At 68.1% G+C, this 22,088-nt stretch carries 22 protein-coding genes; 5 read left to right on the plus strand and 17 right to left on the minus strand.

Annotated elements, in window-relative coordinates:
- Positions 1-665 (plus strand): HNH endonuclease signature motif containing protein (locus HNO81_RS09830; RefSeq protein WP_175317948.1); only part of this gene is annotated, 665 nt, incomplete at its 5' end.
- Between the two features lie 105 nt (positions 666-770).
- Here the strand turns inward: HNO81_RS09830 and HNO81_RS09835 are convergent.
- On the minus strand, positions 771-1,409 hold the full coding sequence (locus HNO81_RS09835) for a TetR/AcrR family transcriptional regulator (protein ID WP_175318031.1): 639 nt from the start codon (positions 1,407-1,409) through the stop codon (positions 771-773).
- 129 nt (positions 1,410-1,538) lie between these two features.
- On the opposite strand from HNO81_RS09835, the gene HNO81_RS09840 reads away from it, so the two are divergent.
- Entirely contained in the window at positions 1,539-1,799 is a 261-nt protein-coding gene (locus HNO81_RS09840) for a hypothetical protein (protein WP_175317949.1), read from the plus strand.
- On the opposite strand, the gene HNO81_RS09845 is transcribed toward HNO81_RS09840, so the two are convergent.
- The 15 genes from HNO81_RS09845 to dacB all read right to left on the minus strand — a co-directional run bounded on the left by HNO81_RS09845 (position 1,796) and on the right by dacB (position 16,768).
- Positions 1,796-2,719 carry a pantoate--beta-alanine ligase gene (locus HNO81_RS09845; RefSeq protein WP_175317950.1) on the minus strand — a complete coding sequence of 308 codons (924 nt, stop codon included), beginning with the start codon at positions 2,717-2,719 and terminating at the stop codon, positions 1,796-1,798. The genes HNO81_RS09840 and HNO81_RS09845 overlap by 4 nt on opposite strands.
- Complete coding sequence (locus tag HNO81_RS09850) at positions 2,720-3,613, minus strand: Rossmann-like and DUF2520 domain-containing protein (protein ID WP_175317951.1); 894 nt, start codon at positions 3,611-3,613, stop codon at positions 2,720-2,722.
- Positions 3,606-5,255, minus strand: a complete 1,650-nt coding sequence (locus HNO81_RS09855; protein WP_175317952.1) for a PH domain-containing protein — start codon at positions 5,253-5,255, stop codon at positions 3,606-3,608. Before HNO81_RS09855 ends, HNO81_RS09850 begins: the two co-directional genes overlap by 8 nt.
- A complete protein-coding gene (locus HNO81_RS09860; protein ID WP_175317953.1) occupies positions 5,252-5,764 on the minus strand; it encodes a PH domain-containing protein in 513 nt (170 codons plus the stop codon). Before HNO81_RS09860 ends, HNO81_RS09855 begins: the two co-directional genes overlap by 4 nt.
- The gene (locus tag HNO81_RS09865; RefSeq protein WP_175317954.1) at positions 5,745-6,293 is read right to left on the minus strand and encodes a DUF3180 domain-containing protein; all 549 of its coding nucleotides are present in this window, start codon (positions 6,291-6,293) and stop codon (positions 5,745-5,747) included. Before HNO81_RS09865 ends, HNO81_RS09860 begins: the two co-directional genes overlap by 20 nt.
- The gene (gene folK, locus HNO81_RS09870; protein WP_175317955.1) at positions 6,290-6,835 is read right to left on the minus strand and encodes a 2-amino-4-hydroxy-6-hydroxymethyldihydropteridine diphosphokinase; all 546 of its coding nucleotides are present in this window, start codon (positions 6,833-6,835) and stop codon (positions 6,290-6,292) included. Before folK ends, HNO81_RS09865 begins: the two co-directional genes overlap by 4 nt.
- Positions 6,832-7,224, minus strand: coding sequence for a dihydroneopterin aldolase (folB, locus tag HNO81_RS09875; protein WP_175317956.1), 393 nt, complete (start codon positions 7,222-7,224; stop codon positions 6,832-6,834). The genes folK and folB overlap by 4 nt, the downstream gene beginning before the upstream one ends.
- 13 nt (positions 7,225-7,237) lie before the next feature.
- Positions 7,238-8,176 carry a dihydropteroate synthase gene (gene folP, locus HNO81_RS09880; protein ID WP_175317957.1) on the minus strand — a complete coding sequence of 313 codons (939 nt, stop codon included), beginning with the start codon at positions 8,174-8,176 and terminating at the stop codon, positions 7,238-7,240.
- Between the two features lie 9 nt (positions 8,177-8,185).
- Positions 8,186-8,830, minus strand: a complete 645-nt coding sequence (gene folE, locus HNO81_RS09885) for a GTP cyclohydrolase I FolE (protein WP_175317958.1) — start codon at positions 8,828-8,830, stop codon at positions 8,186-8,188.
- Between the two features lie 9 nt (positions 8,831-8,839).
- The gene (gene ftsH / locus HNO81_RS09890; RefSeq protein ID WP_175317959.1) at positions 8,840-10,903 is read right to left on the minus strand and encodes an ATP-dependent zinc metalloprotease FtsH; all 2,064 of its coding nucleotides are present in this window, start codon (positions 10,901-10,903) and stop codon (positions 8,840-8,842) included.
- Positions 10,904-11,075: 172 nt separating this feature from the next.
- The gene (locus tag HNO81_RS09895; protein ID WP_175317960.1) at positions 11,076-12,149 is read right to left on the minus strand and encodes a LacI family DNA-binding transcriptional regulator; all 1,074 of its coding nucleotides are present in this window, start codon (positions 12,147-12,149) and stop codon (positions 11,076-11,078) included.
- A 39-nt stretch (positions 12,150-12,188) separates the two neighbouring features.
- On the minus strand, positions 12,189-12,740 hold the full coding sequence (gene hpt, locus HNO81_RS09900) for a hypoxanthine phosphoribosyltransferase (protein WP_175317961.1): 552 nt from the start codon (positions 12,738-12,740) through the stop codon (positions 12,189-12,191).
- Positions 12,741-12,771: 31 nt separating this feature from the next.
- Positions 12,772-13,845, minus strand: a complete 1,074-nt coding sequence (gene tilS / locus HNO81_RS09905; RefSeq protein WP_175318032.1) for a tRNA lysidine(34) synthetase TilS — start codon at positions 13,843-13,845, stop codon at positions 12,772-12,774.
- A gap of 108 nt (positions 13,846-13,953) precedes the next feature.
- Positions 13,954-15,099, minus strand: coding sequence for a zinc-dependent metalloprotease (locus HNO81_RS09910; protein WP_175318033.1), 1,146 nt, complete (start codon positions 15,097-15,099; stop codon positions 13,954-13,956).
- Positions 15,100-15,271: 172 nt separating this feature from the next.
- The gene (dacB, locus tag HNO81_RS09915) at positions 15,272-16,768 is read right to left on the minus strand and encodes a D-alanyl-D-alanine carboxypeptidase/D-alanyl-D-alanine-endopeptidase (protein ID WP_175317962.1); all 1,497 of its coding nucleotides are present in this window, start codon (positions 16,766-16,768) and stop codon (positions 15,272-15,274) included.
- Positions 16,769-16,923: 155 nt separating this feature from the next.
- On the opposite strand from dacB, the gene HNO81_RS09920 reads away from it, so the two are divergent.
- The 3 genes from HNO81_RS09920 (at position 16,924) to HNO81_RS09930 (ending at position 19,629) form a co-directional block, all read left to right on the plus strand.
- A complete protein-coding gene (locus tag HNO81_RS09920) occupies positions 16,924-17,412 on the plus strand; it encodes an inorganic diphosphatase (protein ID WP_175317963.1) in 489 nt (162 codons plus the stop codon).
- Positions 17,413-17,526: 114 nt separating this feature from the next.
- Positions 17,527-18,870, plus strand: coding sequence for a carboxylesterase family protein (locus HNO81_RS09925; protein WP_175317964.1), 1,344 nt, complete (start codon positions 17,527-17,529; stop codon positions 18,868-18,870).
- 6 nt (positions 18,871-18,876) lie between these two features.
- Entirely contained in the window at positions 18,877-19,629 is a 753-nt protein-coding gene (locus HNO81_RS09930) for a DUF429 domain-containing protein (protein WP_175317965.1), read from the plus strand.
- 4 nt (positions 19,630-19,633) lie between these two features.
- On the opposite strand, the gene HNO81_RS09935 is transcribed toward HNO81_RS09930, so the two are convergent.
- Complete coding sequence (locus HNO81_RS09935; RefSeq protein WP_175317966.1) at positions 19,634-22,057, minus strand: phosphoketolase; 2,424 nt, start codon at positions 22,055-22,057, stop codon at positions 19,634-19,636.
- Positions 22,058-22,088 lie beyond the last annotated feature (31 nt).

A 22,088-nucleotide genomic window follows, 5' to 3' on the forward strand; every position in this document is an offset into this window, starting at 1 on the left:
ATGGGTTCGGGCCGATCCCGGCGTCCATGGCCCGGAAACTCGTCGCGGACGGGGCGGAGTTCTTCTACCGGGTCCTCGTCGACCCCCGCGACGGGGCACCCCTGGAAATCGGCCGCAAAAACTACCGGCTCCCCGAAACCATCAAACGCTGGATCCGCCTGCGCGACACCACATGCACCTTCCCCGGCTGCACCAACAAAACCCCCGACAACGAAACCGACCACCTAAAAGCGTGGGAACACGGCGGCACCACGGGAATCAGCAACCTCGCCCAGCTCTGCCCCAAACACCACCGCCTCAAACACCACACCCGCTGGACACCCGGCCCCGCCACCAGGAATGAACCACCAGGCTGGACCTCACCCACAGGCAGGCACTACACCCCAGAACACCCCGACCCCGCACCAACCCACTGGCCACCGGGAAGCTGGCCCACGGGATACAGACCAATGGAAAACGTCCCGTCGGTTAGTTCCTTCCCATGGCCGCAACAGGACGCAGCTGCCCTCTGCCCCTGCCTGGAAGCCAGCCTCGACGACCTCCCCCTGTGGGAACCCGAAGACAACCGATACGTGGACCTCAACGACCTGCAAGCCGACGACCCACTCTGGGACGAGCTCCTCGCGACGCCACTGATCGAGACGCCATTGGTCCCCTCCGGATGATGGGCGCTATCAGCACTCAGGGCGCTGCTTCACCGTCGGGCCCTGGCCGGCCTGCCTCCACCCTGCACCGCTGCGCCCCGGACTGTCAGCTCAGTGCCCCGGGCGCTATGCCTGGTGATGCTCGATCAGCCAGGCCGCCATCTCCTGGGCACGCCGGGCCGCCTGCAGGTCGCCCTCGGTGGCTGAAATGATGGATCCCTTCATCAGGATGTGCCACGACCTCGCAAAATCGTCGGCCCGGACCAGCCCGGCTTCTTCCGCCAGGCGTTGGACGTGCCCGCGCATCTTGGCCAGATAGTCCAGGCTGGCTTTGCCCAAAGGGTGCGCCGGCCCCATTTCAAGCAGGACGTTAATGAAGGCGCTGCCCTCAAAATCGTCACGGCGGAACCAGTTACTGAAAACGTCGAAGATCGCCAGCAACTGCTCAACGGGGGTGTTGCCGCGCTGCCGGGCGCTGGAAATAATGCTGTCGACTGTCCACTGCTTGTCCCGCTGCTCGAGGAAAGCCAGGACCAGGGTGTCCTTGGAGGGGAAATGCCGGTAGAAGGTGGCCTTTGCAACCCCGGACCGCCCGATGAGTTCGTTGACGCCCACATCCCTGATACCGCGGCGCGAGAACAGGTCGTACGCCACAGCCAGGATCCGTTCCTCCGGGTCCAGGTGGCCGCACAGCGGCGACGGCGGCGACGGCGGCGACGGCCGGGTAGACGCGCAGGAGGATGACGCCGCGGGCCCCGGATTCATCACATCCCCAGGCTAATTCTGGCACGAGACAGACTTGTCTCTCCCGCTGTAAGGTGTTTTCTACGTGCAGTGCATTCGAACGCCGCAGCGGCCACTCGGCCCGCTGCGCACTGATGCAAGGAGGCCACTATGACAGCAGAGCAGCTCGCCCCCGTGCCGCCTGACCCAGACCCTTGGCTTCCCAGTGACACGCCCGCCGAGATCCGGCAGTTCGCCCTCGAGTCCCTCCGTTGGCAGGCGCAGGAGATCATCGACGAACTCCTTTCCAGTACCGACCCCGCTGACGAACTCGCCAAAGCACGCCTCCGGCGCTATGTCGCACGGAATCCCGGACGCCCGGAGAAGGCGCTCCTGGAACAGCTCATGGCCAGCGAGGACGCACAGCCCTAGGAATTCAGCGGCATGTTGTCGATCAACCGAACCGGGCCGACTTTGGCCGCGATGAGCGCCAGGGCCTCCCCACGGAATGGTGTTTCCCGGCAGTTTTCGGCCAGGGGTTCCAGGGTTACCGGGTCCACCACATCAAAGTAGTCGAGCGATACCAGGGTCTGGGACTCCACCAGTGCCAGGGCGGAGTCCAGGTCCAGCGGCTCGTGGGCATTTGCCCGCTGCTCCAGGAGGCGCAGGGCCCTGGACAGGACCAGCGCCGCATCCCGCTCGGCCTCGGACAGGAAACGGTTCCTGCTGGACAATGCCAGGCCGTCCGTTGCACGCACCGTTGGCACGCCCACAATCTCAACGGGGAAGTTCAGGTCGGCAACCATCCGCCGGACCAGGGCAAGCTGCTGGGCGTCCTTTTGTCCGAAGTAGGCCCGGTAAGCCGGCAGGCGGCCGGCCGCGGAATCCGCAGCACCACCCGGCAGGCCCGCGGCAGGCAGCCCGTAATGCAGCAGCTTGGCCACAACGGTAAGAGCGCCGTCGAAGTGCCCGGGCCGCGAAGCACCTTCCCATTTATCCCCCAGGTTCCCGGACGTGATCCGCACCAGTGGCTGCCCTCCCGGGTAGACCTCCTCGACGGAAGGGGCGAAGGCCAGGTCAACACCCTGCTCCTCAAGGAGGGAAAGGTCCGCGTCGAGCGTCCGCGGGTAGCGGTCCAGGTCGGCTGCGTCGCCGAACTGCAGGGGGTTGACGAAGATGCTGGCCACCACCACATCATTCTGCTCGACGGCGGTACGCGCCAGCGTTGCGTGGCCTTCGTGGAGTGCGCCCATGGTGGGTACCAGCCCCTGCGAAACGCCGCCCTTCGACGTGAGCAACCGGGCGCTTTCGGCTTTCAGGCCTGCCACCGTGGTGACGAGTTGGATGGGCATTCAGTCTTCCTTCGGATCGAGGGCCTCGTGCAGCCCCTTGAGCTGGTCAGGTTTGAGGAGCCCTCGCCCTTCAGCGCGCAGGGCGGTGGCGCGGGCCATCGCCAGGTAGGCCTCCAGCACGTCACCGTGCCCGCCGCCGTCGAACTCCCGCAACGCCTCGGCATGGGCACGGACGGTGCCCACATCCCCGCGGGCCACTGGCCCGGTCAACGCAGACTCCCCCGAGGCCAGGGCGTTCTCCAGCGTGGCCCGCAGCAGCGGTCCCAGCATGCGTTCGGGCGATTCGACGCCCACCTCGCGCAGGAGCTCCGAGGCCTGCGCCACCAGGGTGACAAGGTGGTTGGAACCATGGGCCAAAGCGGCGTGGTAGAGCGTCCGGTCTGCCTCGGCGATGGCCACGGGCTCCGCCCCCAGCTCCACCACCAGCGCCTGGGCAATGGGCAGCATGGCAGCATCAGCCGTCACCCCAAAGGTGCAGTCCAGGAGCCGGGTGAGGTCCAGGCTCATACCCGTGAACGTCATGGCCGGGTGCAGCGCCAGCGGGACGGCCCCGGCGGCACGGACCGGGTGCAGCACGCCGACGCCAAACCGGCCTGAGGTATGCGCCACGAGCTGTCCCGGCTGCCAGGCACCAAGCTTCGCCAGGCCTTCCACCAAGTCCGGCAGGGCGTCGTCGGGCACCGCCAGCAGCACCAGTTCGGCACGCTCCACAATGTCCTGCACCTCCAGGATGGGGACGCCGGGAAGCAGCGCCTCGGCCCGGTCCCGGCTCGCCTCGGAAACGGCTGACACTCCCACGACGGCGTGCTCGGCGGCGCGCAGGGCCGCACCGAGCACGGCGCCCACCTTGCCGGCACCGATGATTCCGACGCCGAGGCGTCCGGGCTTAGCCATGCTGCTGGCCTTCCTGTTGGTAGTGGGTGTGGCCTTCGGTGGTTCCCGCCCCGCCCGGGGTTGGGCCGGGCTCCGGCCCAACCGGCAGCGGCGTGGGCTCCCCAGCCGGAACAACCTGCCGCAACCATTGTTCGGTGGTTTGCCGCTTCCTGGCCAGCCGGGCGCGTGCCGACTGCTCATCGAACAGCTGCCTCGCCTCGTCCAGCCCGGCCTGGGTCAACCGCGGGGCCACAGGACCGGCCGTTGTATGCAGGACCAGGTCCGCCACCCGAAAGCGGCGCGCCAGGGGTCCTTGGTGGAGCGCCAAGGACTGCGTCCTTTGGTGCGGAACCAGCACCAGTTCGCGCCACCAGCGCCCGGACCGGATCAGCAGCGCCGTGTCAGTGGCGGCAAAACCGTTCCGCCTCCAAGCCAGCGGCGCCAGCAGCCGGGCGCGCCGCGGCGTGGTGGTGAAGCCACCGCCGGAATCCCGGCCGCCCAGCCCCGCGGTGAAGACCGCCTCCGGCTGGTCCGTCCCCGGGTCCGGCAACACGAGCGAGAGCATGGCCATGACGTCGGCGAACCTGCCCACGGGCAGGAGGATGGTCCTGGTGTTTCCTTCGGCGGCGCTGCCCGACGCCCCGTAGCCGGCCACGTTTACCTGCATCCGGTACCAGCCCAGCGGACGCCACAGCGGCGGCTGGGCAATCTTCACGGCTTGGATCCGGCCCGGCGGCAGGGTCTGCGCCTGGGTATCCAGCAGCCCGTACCGCAGCCTGATGCCATCCGGCGAGACGGCAGCGGTGAAGTTGTAGCCCTTGTTGAAGAAGTTCCAATAGCCGGCAATGAGGCCCAGCGCGGCGGGCACCAGGTAGAAGTAGAAGGCGCGGTTGTCCGTCAGCGCGGACAGGACCACGGAAGCCACCCCACCCACCACGATGAATACGCTTTGCTCGCTCAGCAGCAGCGATCCGAGAAGGCGCGACGGCGGGACGCTGAGCACCTTGATCTCGGGCGCCTCAGGTGCGGGCGGGCCAAAGGACGCCGATGGGTTGCCTGGGCCTGGAGGTGCCGCGGCATCGGCCCCTGCCGTGGGCCCCGCACCGGAAGCAGCCGCAGCTCCGGAGGCCCGCGAGAGGATGGTGGCACGCAGTTGGCGGGCATCATCGATCCTGAGGTAGGCCAGGCGCACCGCGGATTCTCCGGCGTCCGCCACCTCGAACTTGAGTTCGGCCAGGCCGAGGACCCGGGCCAGCAGCGGCTGCACTATGTCGATCGCCTGCACCCGGTCCAGCCGCGCCTGCCGGTGCTGCCGGAAGAGGAGCCCGGTGTTGACCCGGACGTAGCCACCGGACACCTGGTACTTGGTGAAATACCAGGTCAGCACGAACCCCAGCACTGCCACGGCCAGGACTGCGGCGCCGCCGCCAAGGAGCCATGGGGCACGCCGGGCGAACCCGTCCTCGAACACGGGCTGGCCCTGGAGGGTCCGCTCAAACAGGTCGCGGCCGAAGAAAAACGTGATCGCGGCCAGCGCCACCCAGCCGCGGACAAAGGGCGAGGCGGGATGCACGCGCAGCCATTCGTCGTCGGGATGTCCCGTGGTTCCCGGGGCTGCACCGGGTGGCAGCGCCGGCCCCGCAAACTGGCCGTCAGCTGTCACAGCCCTGCCAGCCTGGCTTCGCCGCGGGCAGCCAGCTGTTCCCGGAGCCGGGCGCCTTCCGCTGCCGGGAGGCCGGGAATGCGTGCGTTGGTGCCGGGAGAGGCCGTGTGGAGCTTGACGGTGCACAGGCCCAGACCGCGTTCCACCGGCCCTACGGCGATGTCCACGTACTGCATCCGGCCGTACGGGACAGCCATGGTGCGCTGGAAGAAGATGCCGCTGCGGACCAGGAGGTCGTCGTCGCGCTCGGCGTAGCCAAGGGCCCGCACTTGGCGCGGAATCAGCACCAGCCGCCACAGGGCAATCAGCAAGGTGGCCGCCGGAACAGTCACGGCAAGCCACAGCGGCGGCCACCGCCACCAGCCCAGGAGTACGAACACCAGCGGGGCTGACAGGACCAGGACGGTGGCAATGTTGGCCAGCGCCCATTCCACCAGGCGGACCGTAATGTATTTGGTCGACACCCGCTGCCAGGCGATACCCGGCGGGTCAATCGCCTCGGTATGCATATTCGCCTTCCCCGGTGGCGTCGCCGCGGGCGTGTCGGCGCTTCTTGCCATCCACGCCCTCGGTATCGCCATCCTCCGGCGGGATCCTGCAGAACCGCTCCACCAGCAGGCCCACCACGATCATGACCAGTCCGCCGGCAGCCATGGCCAGGGCCAGCCAGGTGATGCTTTGGTCGCTGCGCAGGCTCCAGATCCGCAGCTGGTCCAGGAAGATACCCACGTGCCACCCCAGCAGCACCGTACCGGCATAGGCGCACGCCTGCGCCAGGACCAGGGTCCGGGCTGCCAGGAGAGGATCCAGTTGCGTCTTTTTCGTCTTGCTGTTGGGCTGGTGGCTGTTCCGCCACCTCAGGATCCGGATGCCCAGCACCAGGGTGATGATGACAATGACGCCCATGGTGGCCAGCGCGGTGGCAGGCAGTACAGGCGTGGCCATGCTGTAACGGCTGGTGACCACCGTGGCAGACCAGCCGGCAACGGCCAGGATGACGCAGATCAGGAGCAGGCGCAGCGGGTTGATGGGCTTCATCTCTCCTCCGCCATTCCCGCCGTCGGCATACCGTCGAAGTCTCCAAACCCGTCGAACGGGGCGAGATCCTTGAAGTCGTCCGCCTGGACTGCCAAGGTGCTGATCCGCTCGCCGTTCAGCGTGGCAGTGGGTTCAATCAGCGACCACGGGTAGAGGACGAACGCGCGCGCCGCCGCCCGGGGATGGGGGATGGTCAGGACGGGATCGTCGCTGTGGAGGTCGCCGTAAGTGATGACGTCGACGTCGAGGGTCCGCGGACCCCAATGGACCTCACGGACCCGGAGGTGCTTGTTCTCCACCGCCTGGCAATGTGCCAGGAGCTCCTCAGGGGTGAGGATGGTTTCCACGGTGATGACCATGTTCAGGAAGTCAGGCTGGCCGGGGGGCCCGCCCACCGCCTTGGTCTGAACGACGGGCGAGACGGCGAGAAGCCGGACCTCCGGCGGGTCCACCAGGTCCGCCACGGCCTCGGTCAGGGTTTCGTTCCGTTCCCCAAGGTTGCTTCCCAAGGCCAGCACGGCCTTGGTGTAGATCCCGTTCATGCGGTGGCCCCTGCCTGCGCGGGGGCGGCGGAGGCCCGTTGCCGGTGGACTGTCACGGCTACGTCACCGAACGGGACCTGGATGGGGGCCTGGGGCTTATGGACGGTGATGTCCACGGCCTGGAGCGCGAATTCGGCCAGGAGGCCCTCGGCAATCCGAACGGCGAGTGCCTCGATGAGGTTCAAGGGTTGCCCGGTGATCCATTCGGTAATGCGCTGTGCCACCTCGCCGTAGTGGGCGGTGTCCCGGACATCGTCTGATTGCGCTGCTTCGGTGAAGTCCAGGTGGAGCACGGCGTCCACCACAAAGGGCTGCCCCTCCCGGCGTTCAAAATCGAAGACACCGTGGTGGCCTACGGCGGTCACTCCGGTCAGCGTGATCCTGTCCATGGGTCCCCCGGCCCTATTGCGTTTTGGGTACGGCTTGTGTTGAGGGTGCCGCCGCCATGCGCGCCGCCACCTTGACCGCGTCGAGGCTGGAGCCGACGTCGTGCACGCGCACGGCCCAGGCGCCGCGGCTGGCACTGATCGCCGTGATCGCGGCGGTAGCAGCATCGCGTTCGTCCGGGGCGGCGGACTTCCCGGCCACGGTGAGGAGCGTGCCGAGGAAGCGCTTGCGGGAAGCCGCCACCAGGACCTTGTGGCCCAGGCTGTCCAGCTGGTCCAGGTTTTGCAGGAGTTCCCAGTTCTGGGCGTCGTTCTTGGCGAACCCCAGGCCCGGGTCGATGATGATCTGTTCCTGGCTGACGCCGGCTGCGTAGAGCTTGTCCCGCACGCCTGCCAGCTCCGCCACCACTTCCCCGGCCACGTCCGTGTATTCGGCAAGCGAGTTCATGGTCCTGGCGTCGCCCCGGCGGTGCGTGAGCACATAAGGCGCCTTGGAGGATGCAACCAGCTCGACCATTTCCGGCTCAATGGTCAGGCCGGAGACGTCGTTGATGATGGCCGCGCCGGCTTTCAGGGCAACTGCCGCGGTGGAGGCGTGGGTGGTATCGATGCTGACCAGCGCTCCGGCCTTTACCAGCGCTTCAATCACCGGGAGGACGCGGCGCTGCTCTTCATCCGGGGACACGTCGTCGGCGCCGGGCCTGGTGGACTCGCCTCCGACGTCGATGATGTCCGCTCCGGCGTAGAACATCCGCAGGCCGGCCGCGATGGCGGTATCAGCGGTTGCGTGCTTGCCGCCGTCGCTGAATGAATCCGGGGTGACGTTCAGGATGCCCATGACCAGGGTCCGGTCCGTGGGGAGGTCCTCAAAACGCGCGGCCGGACGGGGCTTGCGCAGGATGGGAAGCGGGGATGTAGCGGGCCCCGTACCGGGGGCTGCAGCGAGTGAATCCATGGTGTGTGGTTACCTTCCGAGGATGAGGCTCATGGCTTCGGCACGGGTGGCCGGGTCATGAAGCTGCCCGCGGACCGCACTGGTGACGGTCTTCGCTCCGGGCTTGCGGATGCCGCGCATGGACATGCACATGTGCTCGCATTCAACGACGACGATTGCACCGCGGGGTTTGAGGTGCTGAACCATCGCCTCGACAATTTCGGTGGTCAGCCGTTCCTGCACCTGGGGGCGGCGGGCGTAAATGTCCACCAGCCGGGCCAGCTTGCTCAGCCCGGTCACCTTGCCGTCGTGCGACGGAATGTAGCCGACGTGGGCCACCCCGTGGAACGGCACCAGGTGGTGCTCGCATGTGGAGTAGAACGGGATGTCCTTGACCAGGACCAGTTCCTCGTGGTCCAGGTCGAAGGTGGTGGACAGGACGTCCGCAGGATCGTGGTGCAGCCCGGCGAAGACCTCGGCGTACGCTTTTGCGACCCTTTTGGGGGTGTCCACGAGGCCGCCGCGGTCCGGGTCCTCGCCGATGGCGAGGAGGATCTCGCGGACGGCCGCCTCAATCCGTGGCCGGTCCACCGTTTCGGTCCTGGAATGGTGGGAACCGTCCTCCGCCGGCTGGGCGGCGGAGGCGGAAACGTCGTCGTCGTCGAAGAAAGTCACAGGGAAAGCTTAGCCGCGAAGGGTGTCAGGCCCTGAGTCGGGGGCGCCTCCGTGAAACGGAGCATCCTCCGAAACGCCCTGCGCGTGCGGGGGCTGGGCATCCAGCGGCTCGTCCAGGCGGGCCTTCTTGGCTTCCTCCTGCGCTTCGCGTTCGGCCCGTTCCTGGCGGCTCTCCACGGGGCCGGCCAGCTGGACGGGGCGGGTTTCCTTGGACAGCCACACCTCGCGGAAGTCACGCTTGCGGACATCCCTGAAGATGTCGGCAATCTCGGCCTGGTTGAGGGTTTCCCGCTCCAGGAGTTCCAGGGCCAGGAAATCCAGGATGTCCCGGTTCTCGGTGAGGATTTCGTACGCTTCGTCGTGTGCCTGCTCGATCAGGCGGCGCACTTCCTCATCCACAACGTACGCAATCTGGTCCGAGTAGTTGCGCTCATGGCCTGCGTCGCGGCCCAGGAACGGTTCGCCGCCGCCCTGGCCCAGCCGGACAGCGCCGACGCGTTCGCTCATGCCGTATTCGGTGACCATCTTCCGTGCCGTGCCGGTGGCCTTTTCGATGTCGTTGGAGGCTCCGGTGGAGGGGTCATGGAACACGATCTCCTCTGCCACGCGGCCACCCATGGCGTAGGCCATCTGGTCCAGGAGTTCATTCCGGGTCACGGAGTACTTGTCGTTGTCCGGAACCACCATGGTGTAGCCCAGGGCCCGGCCGCGGGGAAGGATGGTGATCTTGGTGACCGGAGCAGAGTTCCGGAGGGCAGCCGCCACCAGGGCGTGGCCGCCTTCGTGGTACGCGGTGATCTTGCGCTCGTGCTCTTTCATGACGCGGCTGCGCTTCTGCGGGCCGGCCATGACGCGGTCAATAGCTTCGTCCAGCGCACGGTCGTCTATCAGGTTGGCGTTGGACCGCGCGGTCAGCAGTGCCGCCTCGTTGAGGACGTTGGCCAGGTCGGCACCCGTGTAGCCGGGCGTCTTCTTGGCCACAGCCTTCAGGTCCACGCCCGGAGCCATGGGCTTGCCCTTGGCGTGCACCTGCAGGATCTGGTCGCGGCCAATCAGGTCCGGTGCTTCCACGCCGATCTGGCGGTCGAAGCGTCCCGGACGCAGCAGGGCCGGGTCCAGAACGTCGGGCCGGTTGGTGGCGGCTATGAGGATCACGTTGGTCTTGACGTCGAAGCCGTCCATCTCCACCAGCAGCTGGTTGAGGGTCTGCTCGCGTTCGTCGTTGCCGCCGCCGATGCCGGCGCCGCGGTGCCGGCCGACGGCGTCGATCTCGTCCACGAAGATGATGGCGGGCGAGTTGGCCTTGGCCTGTTCAAAGAGGTCGCGGACGCGGGAGGCGCCGACGCCGACGAACATTTCCACGAAGTCGGAGCCGGAAATAGAGAAGAAGGGTACGCCGGCCTCACCGGCAACCGCGCGGGCCAGCAGGGTCTTACCGGTACCCGGTGGGCCGTACAGCAGTACACCCTTGGGGATCTTGGCGCCGACGGCCTGGAACTTGGCCGGTTCCTGCAGGAACTCCTTGATTTCCTGGAGCTCTTCGACGGCTTCGTCGGAGCCTGCAACGTCGGCGAACGTCACCTGCGGCATGTCCTTGCTGACCATCTTGGCCTTGGACTTGCCGAACTGCATGATCTTGGAGCCGCCGCCCTGCATGCGGGTCATCAGGAACCAGAAGAGCGCGCCCAGCAGGATCACGGGGATCAGCAGGGAGAGCAGGCCGGAGAACCAGTTGCTTTCGATCGGCTGGTCAGTGAAGCCCTGGGCCGGCTTGGCGTCGGTAACGGCCTTCACGACGTCCTGCGCGCGGGCATCAACGAAGAAGAACTGGACGCTCTTGCCTTTGTCCTGCCCGTCCACCTGCAGGTCATCCTTCAGCGTCAGGTCAACGCGGTTCTCGCCGTCGAAGATCTTGGCCTGCTCCACCTTGTTGCTGGAGAGCAGTTCCAGGCCCTTGTCCGTGTCGATCCGGGCTGCACCGCCGGGGGCGAGCGTTGCAAAAGCCACAAGGAGCAGACCGACCACAACGACGATCCAGATGCCCGGGCCTTTGAAGAAGTTCTTAGCTTTCATCTGTTCGGGGGCTCGCCCCGTCCCTTCCGGTAGTGCTTCACGGCGAGTAGTCTGCGCGCGTGATGGTGCTGCGTCAGCTTCTAGCTATACACCGTCCGGAGTAAATCACGCATAGTGAAAACCAAAAGTTCCCTGTGGGCGTAGATGGTGCGGCGGACCGCCGAATGCCGCGTCAGGCCTGAGGTGCCGGGGTTCCCGGCGCTGCCACGGATCCGCGGTTGACCAGGCGGCATGCCAGCAGCACCGGGTCCAGACGGTCATGATGTTGGCGGGTGCCGGGTTCTGCGGCCTGCAGCTCGATCGCGTCGATCAGCCGGTTGGCCGCCCACGTCCCCATGCCGTAGTACGGCAGGGCCACGCTGGTCAGTTGGGGGTGGAGGTTGGCCGCAAGCAGGTCCACATCGCCGAACCCGACGACGGACAAATGGTCCGGGATGGACAGTCCCCGTTCGGCTGCGGCACGGTAGGCCCCCATCGCCAGGCGGTCGTTGCAGCAGAGGAGGGCCGACGGCGGGTTCCCGCCGGCCAGGATGCTGCGGGCAGCGGCGTACCCGCCGGGCGCATCCGGCGACGCCGCCGCAACGGTGGTGGCGGCACCCGCCATTCCTGCGCGCTGGAGTGCGTCCCGGAAACCCAGGAGGCGCTGGTGGGTTGAGGGGTTTTCGTCCCGGGTGGTGAGGAACCCGATCCGGTAGTGGCCCGCGGCCACGAGTGCGGCCGCCCCGGCTGCTGCGCCGCCGTATTCATCGGCCATCACCGCGGGGAGGCTTCCGTCAATGGTGATGGCATCCACCAGGACTGTGGGGACGCCGCCCGGCCGGAACGGTATTGGCAGGACGCGCCGGCCGGCCGCCGAGTAGAGGATTCCATCAACCTGCCCGGCCAGGAGTGACTCCACACCGGCCTGGGCGGCGTCCGGTTCAGACTGCCCCGGGATGGTGGCCATCATCAGGGTGTACCCGCGGGCGCGGGCTGCCTGGTCAGCGCCAAGGATGATGCGGCCGGCGTGCGGCGTGGTGGCTGCATCCTCCACGACCAGGCCCAGCACACCGGACCTGCGGCTCCGGAGGGCGCGGGCAAGGCGGTTGGGGCCATAACCCAGCCGGACCGCCGTCGTCCTGACCTTTTCCCGGGTTTCCGGGCTGACCCGGGCCGAGGGCACGTTGTTGAGGACGTGCGAAACCGTGGTGACGGAGACGCCGGCTTCCCGCGCCACATCCTTGATGCCCACGCTGCTGCTGTCCATGCTCCCGGGCCTCACCAGGGGGCGCGCCCCGTGAGGGTTTTACTCGTAGACGTGCGGCGCCAGGGTGCCCACGAAGTCCAGGTTGCGGTACTTTTCGGCGTAGTCCAGGCCGTAGCCCACCACGAATTCGTTGGGGATGTCGTAGCCCACGTACTTGACGTCGATTTCCACCTTGGCGGCGGTGGGCTTGCGGAATGCGGTGCAGATTTCCACGGAGGCGGTGCCACGGGATTCCAGGTTGGTCTTAAGCCAGGACAGGGTGAGGCCGGAGTCGATGATGTCCTCGACGATCAGCACGTCCTTGCCCATCAGGTCGGTGTCCAGGTCCTTGAGGATGCGCACCACGCCGGAGGACTGCGTTCCGGAGCCGTACGAGGACACGGCCATCCAGTCCATGGAGATGTGGCTGTGCAGTGCCCGCGCGAGGTCAGCCATGACCATGACGGCGCCCTTGAGGACGCCAACAATGAGGATGTCGCGTCCTTCGTAGTCTTTGTCGATCTGTGCGGCGAGTTCGGTGATCCGCTGCTGGATCTGTTCCTTGGTGTAGAGAACGTGCTTGAGATCTGCCTGGACGTCGTTTGAATCCACCAATGGCTCCTGTGTAGATGCGGGGGTGCGACTATTTTGCGGGCGGCTTGTGGGGCCGGAATACTAGCTTCCCACAGCGTGCGGGTTCGCGGGGAACGGAGCCGGGGCCCGCAGGGTCAACTGCAGCGGCAACGTCCTTCGATTCCTCCAGCTGCGCCAGCGACAAGCGGTACACGCCCACGCCGCCTGGAAGCTGCACGGGGCCGGCCGAGCCTCGCCGCCGGAGCAGTGCTTCGGCCGCGAGAAGCCGCCGGTAACTGGGCTGTTGGCCGCCGGCCTCGGCGGCCGCCTTGGCGATGACACGGAACCTGATGGCCGGCGCCAGGGCGCGCAGCGGCTCCTCCGGCAGGCTCAGTTCGGTGCTGTGCCGTTCCACCAGGGAGGCATAGGTGCTTTCCGCCACACCTTCCAGGTAGTCCGCGTCCAGCTGAAGGATGGCGGCGGTCCGGGCCAGGGATTCGGCGACGCCGGGGCCGAGTTTGTCCTCAAGGTGCGGCAGGACCTCCACCCGGGTCCGCGACCGCGCGAAGGCGGGGTCGGAGTTCGTGGGGTCGTGCCAGGGGTCCAGCTCCTCCACAGCACAGATTTCTTCGGTGTCCGCCCGCCGGAGCTCCAGGAAGGGTCGCAGGAGGATGGCGTTTCCGGTTCCTGGACGGGCCGGCCGCATCCCTGCGAGGGAGCGCGTGCCGGAGCCGCGGGCCAGGCCCAGCAGAACCTGTTCGGCCTGGTCGTCCAGGGTGTGGCCCAGCAGCACTGCCTGCGCGCCCTGCCCTGCGGCTGCGTCCTCGAGCGCGGCATGCCGGGCCTCGCGGGCGGCGGCTTCCGGGCCCATGCCGGCACCTGCCACGGTAACGGTGCGGATTTCCACCGGGTGCAGGCCCAGCTCCCTGAGCGCAGCAGCGGTGCGGGCGGCAATATCGCCGGACCCCTCCTGCAGCTGGTGGTCCACCACCACGGCGCCGACGGTCAAGGGGTGTCCGTCCACGTGGCCGCGGCGGGCGAAGTAGGCGGCGACGGCGGCGAGCGCCAGGGAGTCCGGCCCGCCGCTGCAGGCGACCAGGACGTGGCGGGGATACCCGGCGCCGGCCAGGGCGTTCTGCAGCAGCTTGCGCGCCGTGCCGACGACGGGCGCCAACCTGCCGGGCCGTCGTCGGCCGCTCGGCGTCCCATGGCCCTCAGCCCGGGGGCCGCCTGCCGCAGCGTCTGACGGCAATTAGAGTCCCATCCGCTCGAGCCACAGCTTGGCGTCATGGATTTCGGGCTCGGTGGGAAGGTGGTCCACCGAGTCCCACACCTTGTTGAAGCCCTCCATGCCGGCCACGTCCACCACGGCGCGGACAAAGCGGGCACCATCGGAGTACTGGCGCATCTTGGCGTCCAGGCCCAGGAGGCTGCGGATGAACTTCTCCATCACGCCGCGGTCCTTGCCGCGGTCGTTGAAGCGCTGCCGGATGGTCTTCACGGACGGCACGATACTGGCGTCCACGGCATCCATCACCACGTTCGCGTGGCCTTCGAGCAGGCTCATCACGGCGGTGAGGTGTGAGATGGCGGCCTTTTCCTCGGGGTCCTGCAGCAGGTCCAGGATGGCACCGCGGCCGGGGGTGTTTCCGTTGGCGGAGCGATCCTTCAACGAACGCGCGGCAGCTGAGGCACGCTCCATCAGGGAGTCCACGTTGCCCAGGAGGTGGCCGCTGAGTTCATCGATTTGCTCCAGCATGTGGTGGCGAAGCCACGGCGCCGCCGCGAACTGCACCCGGTGCGTCTGCTCGTGCAGGCATACCCAGAGCCGGAAGTCCTCCGGCGCGACGTTGAGTTCGCGCTCCACTGACACGATATTGGGAGCCACCAGCAGCAGGCGGCCGGCGGCAGGGGCAGTGGAGTTCTCCGCCAGGGCCGCGAAGGGATCGTACTGGCCCAGGACCTTGCTGGACAGGAACGCCAGGACGGCGCCCAGCTGGCTGCCGGTGATGGCCCCGCTGACCTGGGCGGCGGCGGGGCTGAGGTTTCCGCGCCGGGTATCCAGCATCTTCTGCATGGCGGGCTTGAGCATCACAGCGAAACTCTGGGTGTTGGCCTTGGCCCAGGACGCCCGGTCCACCACCAGCACGGAAGAGTCCCGCAGGTCGCGCGCCGCTTCCAGCCCGGTGATCTCGTGGACATGCGGAACGGAGGCGTCAGCCAGGTGGCGCAGGCTGTCCACCGCCGCGCCAATGGCCTTTTCGTCAAGCACCGGGCCGGCCGGAGCCAGCCGCGCCGCGGCAGAAGCGGCGAGGTCCCAGTTAATCAGGGACTCGGCCTGGCTGGACTGGGCGGTAGGGGACATCGTCGGTGCGGACTCGCGCGCAGTGGACTCCATGGTTCCCATCAGAACACAGCAGGCCCGGGATCGTCCTTAAGTTCGCTGACCGGCGAACGGTCCCCCCGCATGAGCGGCCCGCACCCGCACAACCGTTGCTGCCCCGCACCGTTGATGCGGGGTAGGCCGCCCCTGCGCCGGAGGGCCCTGTGACAGGCCTGGCAGATCCGCGCTAGCGGCAGCCGCACCCCGCCAGGGCGGTGGCTGCCCGGTCCAGCGCCACCTTGTTGCCGGCAGCTCCCGGTACCAGGCCATTGCCGATGAAGGAGAACACCAGGAGCCGGCCGTCGGCGTCCACCACGTAACCGCTGAGCGCCAGCACGGTGTTCAGCGTGCCGGTCTTGGCGCGGACCAGCCCGGCGCCGCCCGCAGTGGTGGCATCCCCGTACCGGGTGTCCAGCGTGCCGGAGAGGCCACCCACCGGGAAGCCGGCCAGCACGGCGCGAAGCCTGGTATCAGTGCCGGTGGTGATGGCGCGCACCACGTCCGTGAACTGGCGGGCGGTGACCTGGTTGCCCATGGCCAGGCCGCACACATCCGCCAGCATGACGGCGTCCGGGGTGATCCCCGCGGCCGCCAGTTCAGCGGTGACCGCAGCCGTGGCGCCGTCATTGCTTCCCGGCCGCCCCGTAGCCAGCGCGGCCATGCGGCCCATGGTTTCAGCCAGGTAGTTGTCCGAGACCTGCAGCATCAGGTCCACCTGGTCGGCCACGGTGGCCGAGTCAACGCCGGCCAGGGCCGCGGCGCCTGCTGGGGCCGCCCCGGGGGAACGTTCGACGCCGGCCGCAACGGTCAGTCCCGCGCCGGCACCAGCTTCCCGGAGCCGGGCCGCGAATTCCTGGGCAGCGGCCAGGGAGGCGTCCTGGGGCCGGGGACCGGTGGTCACGGCGGGGTCAAAGCGCGCCGAGTTTAGGGCCAGCGGGTAGAGCGGGGCGATCTCGCCGGCTTCCACGTCGCCGGACAACCAGTTGGGGTTCAGCGCGGGGCCGGTGAAAAGGGAGTCGTCCACCAGGACCTTGATGTCTCCGGAGGTGCCGGCGGCCTGCAATGCCTGCACGGTGCGTGCCGCAAGCGTTGCCAGGCCCGCGTGGCCCATGGCCTGTCCCGGCTGCGACTCCCCCGACCCCAGGAGGACGTCGCCGCCGCCCACCAGGACCACCTGCCCGGCAGCGGGGCCGGGCACCACCTTCGTGGTGAACCGGTGTTCCGGCCCCAGCGTGCGCAGGGCGGCCACGGCAGTCAGCAGTTTAAGGTTCGACGCCGGCACCCGGCCTTCCGCGCCGCCCCGGTCAAAGAGGACCTGGCCTGTGAGCGCGTCCTGCACCATGCCCGTGAACGTGCCGCCGCCGTCGGCCGTCAACAGCGGATCCAGCCTGGCCGTCACCGCCGACGGCGAGGGCGCCGGCGCGGACGGCTGGAGCGGTGCGAGGACCTGCGGGGCGGACAAAGTGGCAGGGATCTGCTGCCAGGCCGGCGGGGTGGGGGCGGGTGCTGGAGCGTCCGGGCCCCGGAACCCAGGGGCCAGCAGCAGGGCCCCCGGGAGGGCCAGCGCGAGCAGGAGCAGGGCGGCCAGGACCCAGTGCCAGGATGTGCCGGTCCCCGTGACCGCGTTCCCCCGGCGCCGCGGCGGGCGGGCGCGCTGTGGTTCCCCGCCGGGTGATGTGGTCATGCTGGTGCCGGTCCTCAAGTCCTGAAATTTCCCCACAAGTTCCTGATTCCAGGGCCTCTCGCTATATCCTCAAGTGTAGTCGGCGGCACCGACACGCTTTTTGTGGGCCCGTCAAGTGTGCCGCGCACCCCCTGCAATTGCCGAGGAGCATTCCCATGAAGCACGACGTGACCATCGAGATCCCCAAGGGATCGCGCGTCAAGTACGAAGTTGACCACGAGACCGGCCGCGTCCGCCTGGACCGCGTCCTCTTCACCTCCATGCAGTACCCCACGCACTACGGGTACTTCGAGAACACCCTCGGCGAGGACGGCGACCCGCTGGACGCACTGGTGCTCCTGCAGGACTTCGACCTGCACCCCGGCGTCATCGTCGAATCCCGCCCCATCGGCGTGTTCAACATGACCGACGACGGCGGCGGAGACGCCAAGATCCTCTGCGTGCCGGTGGACGCCCGCTTTGACCACATCCAGGATGTGAGCGACGTCAACGAGTTCCTGATCAAGGAAATCGAGCACTTCTTCACCCGCTACAAGGACCTGGAACCGGGCAAGTGGGTCAAGGCCGAAGGCTGGGGCGACCGCGCCGCCGCCGAGGCCGAGCTGGAAGCCTCCATCAAGCGTTACGTCCCCACCGGACACTGATCCCCAGGTTGGGCCTGCCCCAACAACTGCTTTAGGGTCCGACGGCGGGTGCCCGGCTTTTCGAAGCCGGGCACCCGCCGTCGTTGTTTCAGGAAGTTATGGCAGGGTGGGGCTGTGAGTTCCGAGCCAGCCCTGACGTCCCAGCTTCTGTTCCATCCCCCATGCGGGCCCGTCACCGGCCGGCACGACGGCACCGTTGTGCGTGCCTCCGGCATCCCCTACGCCCGGGCCCCGCGTTTCCAGGCTCCAATACCGGTCCCGGACTGGACCAGCGAATATGCCGCCACGTCCCCAGCCCCCGCATGCCCGCAGGCGCCGGTGCCGTTCCTGGACGACGTCCTGGGCACAAAATACGGCGAGCTTCCGGGCAGCGAAGACTGCCAGAACCTCTCCATCACCCTGCCCGCCGACATCACGCCCGGCGAGAAGCTGCCTGTCATGGTCTGGATCCACGGCGGCTCCTACACCACAGGCTCCGGTGACCTGGCCATCTTCGACCCTGCCCGTCTGGTGGCCGAAAACCGGGTCATCGTGGTCTCGGTGACGTACCGGCTTGGACTCTTCGGCTTCCTGGCCACACCCGCAGGGCGGCCCGGCAACCTGGGGCTCCTGGACCAGCTTGAGGCCTTCCGGTGGGTGCAGCGGAACATCGCCGCGTTCGGGGGCGATCCCGGCAGGGTCACCGCGTTCGGGCAATCCGCCGGCGGCGACGCGATCGCCCACCTGATGGCCACACCCGAGGCTCCAACCCTTTTCCAGCGCGCCATCATCCAAAGCGCCCCGCTGGGCATCACGCGCGGCCGGGCGAAGATGAACCACGCCATGGGCATCGCCGCGGATGGCGTCACGGAACAGACCCCCGCCATGGACGTGGTGGCGCTCGAGGCACAGGTGACCCAGGTGGCCAAAAAGTTCGGGATGCTGGCCGCCATGCCGTTTGGCACCCAGTACGGCCACGATCCGCTCCCCGAGGAGTCCGGGATCGAGGCCGCCTGGAACCGGACGGCCCCCGCCATCGAGGTGCTGATCGGCCATACGTCCGAGGAAGCCCGGCTGTTCCTTCCCCGCAGCCCGCACCTGATGCGGCTGGCCGCGGTTCCGGTGGTGGGTAAAGCCGCCGTGCGCGCGATCGACTGGCTGGTGACTGAAACCGTGTACGGCCGGGCCACCCGAAGGTTCGCGCGCCGGCACGCGAAGGCGGGTGGACAGGCGCACCGGTACGTCCTGGACTGGCATGCGCCCGGCAACATCTTCGGCGCCGCCCACACCATCGATCTGCCCTTGCTGCTGGGCAGCCGCCAAACCTGGGACGGTGTGGGCCTGATCGCGGGCGCCCGCTGGGAGGAAGTGGACATGACCGGCCGGGCGGTGCGGTCGTTGTGGGCCGGTTTTGCCCGCGGGGATGACCTGGGCGAGGCCGGCGCAGTGGACGGCGCCCTGCACTACCGGCGGATCTGACCGGCCATGAGGACCCTTGGCGTGGACCTGGCGGCGGCCACCAAGAAGACCGCCGTGGCCGTCATCGAATGGACCGGGGACCAGGCCCGGCTGGTCCACCTGGCCCTGGACGTTGACGACCAGGAGATCGTAGACCTGTTCGGCAGCTGCGACATGACCGGCGTCGACTGCCCCGTGGGCTGGCCGGCCGCCCTGATCCCGTTCCTCACCGGCCACCTCAACTTCGACGCCGCGCCCGTCCTGGACCATGACGGCATTGCGGGCCGGCGACTGCTCGCGTACCGGGACACGGACCGGTTCTGCACCGCCCGGACTGGCCTGATTCCGCTGAGCGTCTCCGCGGACCGGCTGGCGCACCCTGCCATGCGCTGCGCGGTCATCCAGGCGAAGATCGCGGCGGTGCACGGCCCGCAGCTCCGCGACGGCTCAGGCCGGCTTGCCGAGGTGTACCCGGCGGCATCGCTGAAGATCTGGGGCCTCAACGGCCGTGGCTACAAGGGCCGCGGCGTCACCGAAGCCGAACGCCTGGGCCTCCTGCTGGCAGCCCTTGAGGAGCAGGCACCGTGGCTGGACCTGGGCGCGCACCGGGACCGGATCACCGCTTCGGATGACCTGTTCGACGCCGTCATCGCCTCGCTGACCGCCCGGGCCGTGGGCCGCCGTCGGACGCTCCTGCCCGACGAAGCCCATGCCGCAGCCGCCCGCAGCGAGGGCTGGATCCATTTGCCTTCCTGCGGCCTGGACGGACTCCCGGGCTAGGGCGTCAACCGCCCAGCGTCCAGTTGCGGATCTCCTCCGGGTCCTCGCCGTGGGTGCGGGTGTGCTCCCGGGCGCGGTTCCGCCGGTCCTGCAGGTCCTGGCGCAGGAGCGCGTGCGTTCCTGCGAGGCCGGGGACCCGGTCGATCGCGTCGATGGCCAGGGTGAAGCGGTCGATTCCGTTGAGCATGGCCATGTCGAACGGGGTGGTGGTGGTCCCCTCTTCCTTGTAGCCGTGCACGTGCAGGCCCTGCTGGTTGGTGCGCCGGTAGGCCAGCCGGTGGATCAGCGCCGGGTACCCGTGGTAGGCGAAGATGACGGGCTTGTCAGGGGTGAAGATCCCGTCGAAGTCATGGGCCGGCAACCCGTGCGGGTGCTCGCTGTCGTCCTGCAGCCGCATCAGGTCCACCACGTTCACCACGCGCACTTTGAGCCCGGGGGCGCCGTCGCGGAGCAGTTCGGCGGCTGCCACTGTTTCCACCGTGGGGACGTCGCCCGCGCAGGCCAGCACGACGTCGGGCTCCTCGCCGGGGACTTCCGAGCCGGCAAACGTCCAGATCCCCAGGCCGCGCCGGCAGTGGTTGGCGGCATCGGCCGGGCCCAGCCACGTGGGCGAAGGCTGCTTGCCGCTGACCACGATGTTCACGTAGTCGGTGGACGCCAGGCAATGCTCCATGACCGAGAGCAGGGTGTTGGCATCCGGCGGCAGGTACACGCGGATGATTTCGGCTTTCTTGTTCACCGCATGGTCGATGAACCCCGGATCCTGGTGCGAGAACCCATTGTGGTCCTGCTGCCACACATGCGAGGACAGCAGGTAGTTCAGCGACGGGACGGGCTGGCGCCACCGCAGGGCGCGGTGCACCTTGAGCCACTTGGCATGCTGGTTGAACATCGAATCGACAATGTGGACGAACGCCTCGTAGCAGTTGAACACTCCGTGCCGGCCTGTGAGGAGGTAGCCCTCCAGCCAGCCCTGGCAGAGGTGCTCGCTCAGCACCTCCATCACCCGGCCGGACCGCGCCAGGTGTTCGTCGACGTCGTCGATCCGGTACTGCCACACCTTGTCGGTGACCTCGTAGACATTCTGCAGCCGGTTGGACGCCGTCTCATCCGGGCCAAAGAGCCGGAAGTTCTCCATGTTCTGCGCGATGACGTCCCGCATCCAGGAACCGAGCGTGATCATGGGGCTGACGCGGTCGGTGCCCGGGCTGGGCACGTCGACGGCGTGGTCCCGGTACGCGGGCAGTGTGAGCGCGCGCCGCAACAGTCCGCCGTTGGCGTGCGGGTTTGCGCTCATGCGGAAGTCGCCGGTGGGTGCGCCCTTGGCGACGTCGGACCGGAGCCGTCCCTCGGCGTCGAACAGTTCGCTGGGGCGGTACGACTCCAGCCATTGCTCCAGCTGCTTCAGGTGTTCCCCGTTGGTGCGGACCTCGGACAGCGGGACCTGGTGTGCCCGCCACGTTCCTTCCACCTGGAGCCCGTCCACGGTGCGCGGCCCGGTCCAGCCCTTGGGCGAACGCAGGACGATCATGGGCCAGTGGTGCCCGCCTTCCCCCTCCTCTTCGGCGTCCGGATGCTGCCGGTGGGCGTCCTGGATGGCCTTGATATCGGCCAGGCACCGGTCCAGCACGGCGGCGAAGTCGCGGTGCGCCTGCTCCGTGTTGTCCGGATCCTGCACGGTGACGAAGTAGGGCTCGTGGCCGTAGCCGCGCAGCAGCTGCTCCAGCTGGTCCTGCGGCATCCGGGCCAGGACCGTGGGGTTGGCGATCTTGTAGCCGTTCAGGTGCAGGATGGGCAGCACCGCGCCGTCCGCGGCGGGGTCCAGGAAGTTGTGCGAGTGCCAGCTGGCGGCCAGCGGACCGGTCTCCGCCTCGCCGTCACCGATGACGACGGCGGTCACCAGCTGGGGGTTGTCAAAGACGGATCCGTAGGCGTGGGCCAGGGAGTACCCCAGTTCACCGCCCTCGCTGATGGAACCGGGGCTTTCCGGAGCCGCGTGGCTGGGAATGCCGCCCGGGTAGGAGAACTGCCGGAACAGTTCGGCCAGGCCGGCCTCGTCGTTGCCCACGTGGGCATAGATTTCCGAGTAGGTGCCCTCCAGCCAGGCATTGGCGACGACGGCGGGGCCGCCGTGGCCGGGACCGGCCACAAAGAGCATCTCCAGGTTGTCCCGGCGGATCACCCGGTTCAGGTGCGCGTAGACAAAGTTGAGTCCGGGCGTGGTTCCCCAGTGGCCCAGCAGACGGGATTTGGTGTGCTCAGCCTGGAGTGGTTCGCGCAGCAGCGGGTTGGAGCGGAGGTAGATCTGGCCTACCGAGAGGTAGTTGGCGGCGCGCCACCAGCGGTCCACGAGGCCCAGTTCCCCCTGGTCCATGCCGCCCTGCTGCATCGTGTCCTGCATTCCATCGTGCCCAGTGCTGCCGGCCATAACCATCCTCACCTCGGGTGTGCCGCTGCGG

The organism is Pseudarthrobacter sp. C4D7 (assembly GCF_013359725.1).
Taxonomy (GTDB): Bacteria; Actinomycetota; Actinomycetes; order Actinomycetales; family Micrococcaceae; genus Arthrobacter.

Coding starts and splice junctions, on each gene's coding strand:
- HNO81_RS09835 (WP_175318031.1), bottom strand. CDS start 1,409: ATGAATCCGGGGCCCGCGGCGTCATCCTCCTGCGCGTCTACCCGGCCG.
- HNO81_RS09840 (WP_175317949.1), top strand. CDS start 1,539: ATGACAGCAGAGCAGCTCGCCCCCGTGCCGCCTGACCCAGACCCTTGG.
- HNO81_RS09845 (WP_175317950.1), bottom strand. CDS start 2,719: ATGCCCATCCAACTCGTCACCACGGTGGCAGGCCTGAAAGCCGAAAGC.
- HNO81_RS09850 (WP_175317951.1), bottom strand. CDS start 3,613: ATGGCTAAGCCCGGACGCCTCGGCGTCGGAATCATCGGTGCCGGCAAG.
- HNO81_RS09860 (WP_175317953.1), bottom strand. CDS start 5,764: ATGCATACCGAGGCGATTGACCCGCCGGGTATCGCCTGGCAGCGGGTG.
- HNO81_RS09865 (WP_175317954.1), bottom strand. CDS start 6,293: ATGAAGCCCATCAACCCGCTGCGCCTGCTCCTGATCTGCGTCATCCTG.
- folK (WP_175317955.1), bottom strand. CDS start 6,835: ATGAACGGGATCTACACCAAGGCCGTGCTGGCCTTGGGAAGCAACCTT.
- folB (WP_175317956.1), bottom strand. CDS start 7,224: ATGGACAGGATCACGCTGACCGGAGTGACCGCCGTAGGCCACCACGGT.
- folP (WP_175317957.1), bottom strand. CDS start 8,176: ATGGATTCACTCGCTGCAGCCCCCGGTACGGGGCCCGCTACATCCCCG.
- ftsH (WP_175317959.1), bottom strand. CDS start 10,903: ATGAAAGCTAAGAACTTCTTCAAAGGCCCGGGCATCTGGATCGTCGTT.
- HNO81_RS09895 (WP_175317960.1), bottom strand. CDS start 12,149: ATGGACAGCAGCAGCGTGGGCATCAAGGATGTGGCGCGGGAAGCCGGC.
- HNO81_RS09910 (WP_175318033.1), bottom strand. CDS start 15,099: ATGGAGTCCACTGCGCGCGAGTCCGCACCGACGATGTCCCCTACCGCC.
- dacB (WP_175317962.1), bottom strand. CDS start 16,768: ATGACCACATCACCCGGCGGGGAACCACAGCGCGCCCGCCCGCCGCGG.
- HNO81_RS09920 (WP_175317963.1), top strand. CDS start 16,924: ATGAAGCACGACGTGACCATCGAGATCCCCAAGGGATCGCGCGTCAAG.
- HNO81_RS09930 (WP_175317965.1), top strand. CDS start 18,877: ATGAGGACCCTTGGCGTGGACCTGGCGGCGGCCACCAAGAAGACCGCC.
- HNO81_RS09935 (WP_175317966.1), bottom strand. CDS start 22,057: ATGGCCGGCAGCACTGGGCACGATGGAATGCAGGACACGATGCAGCAG.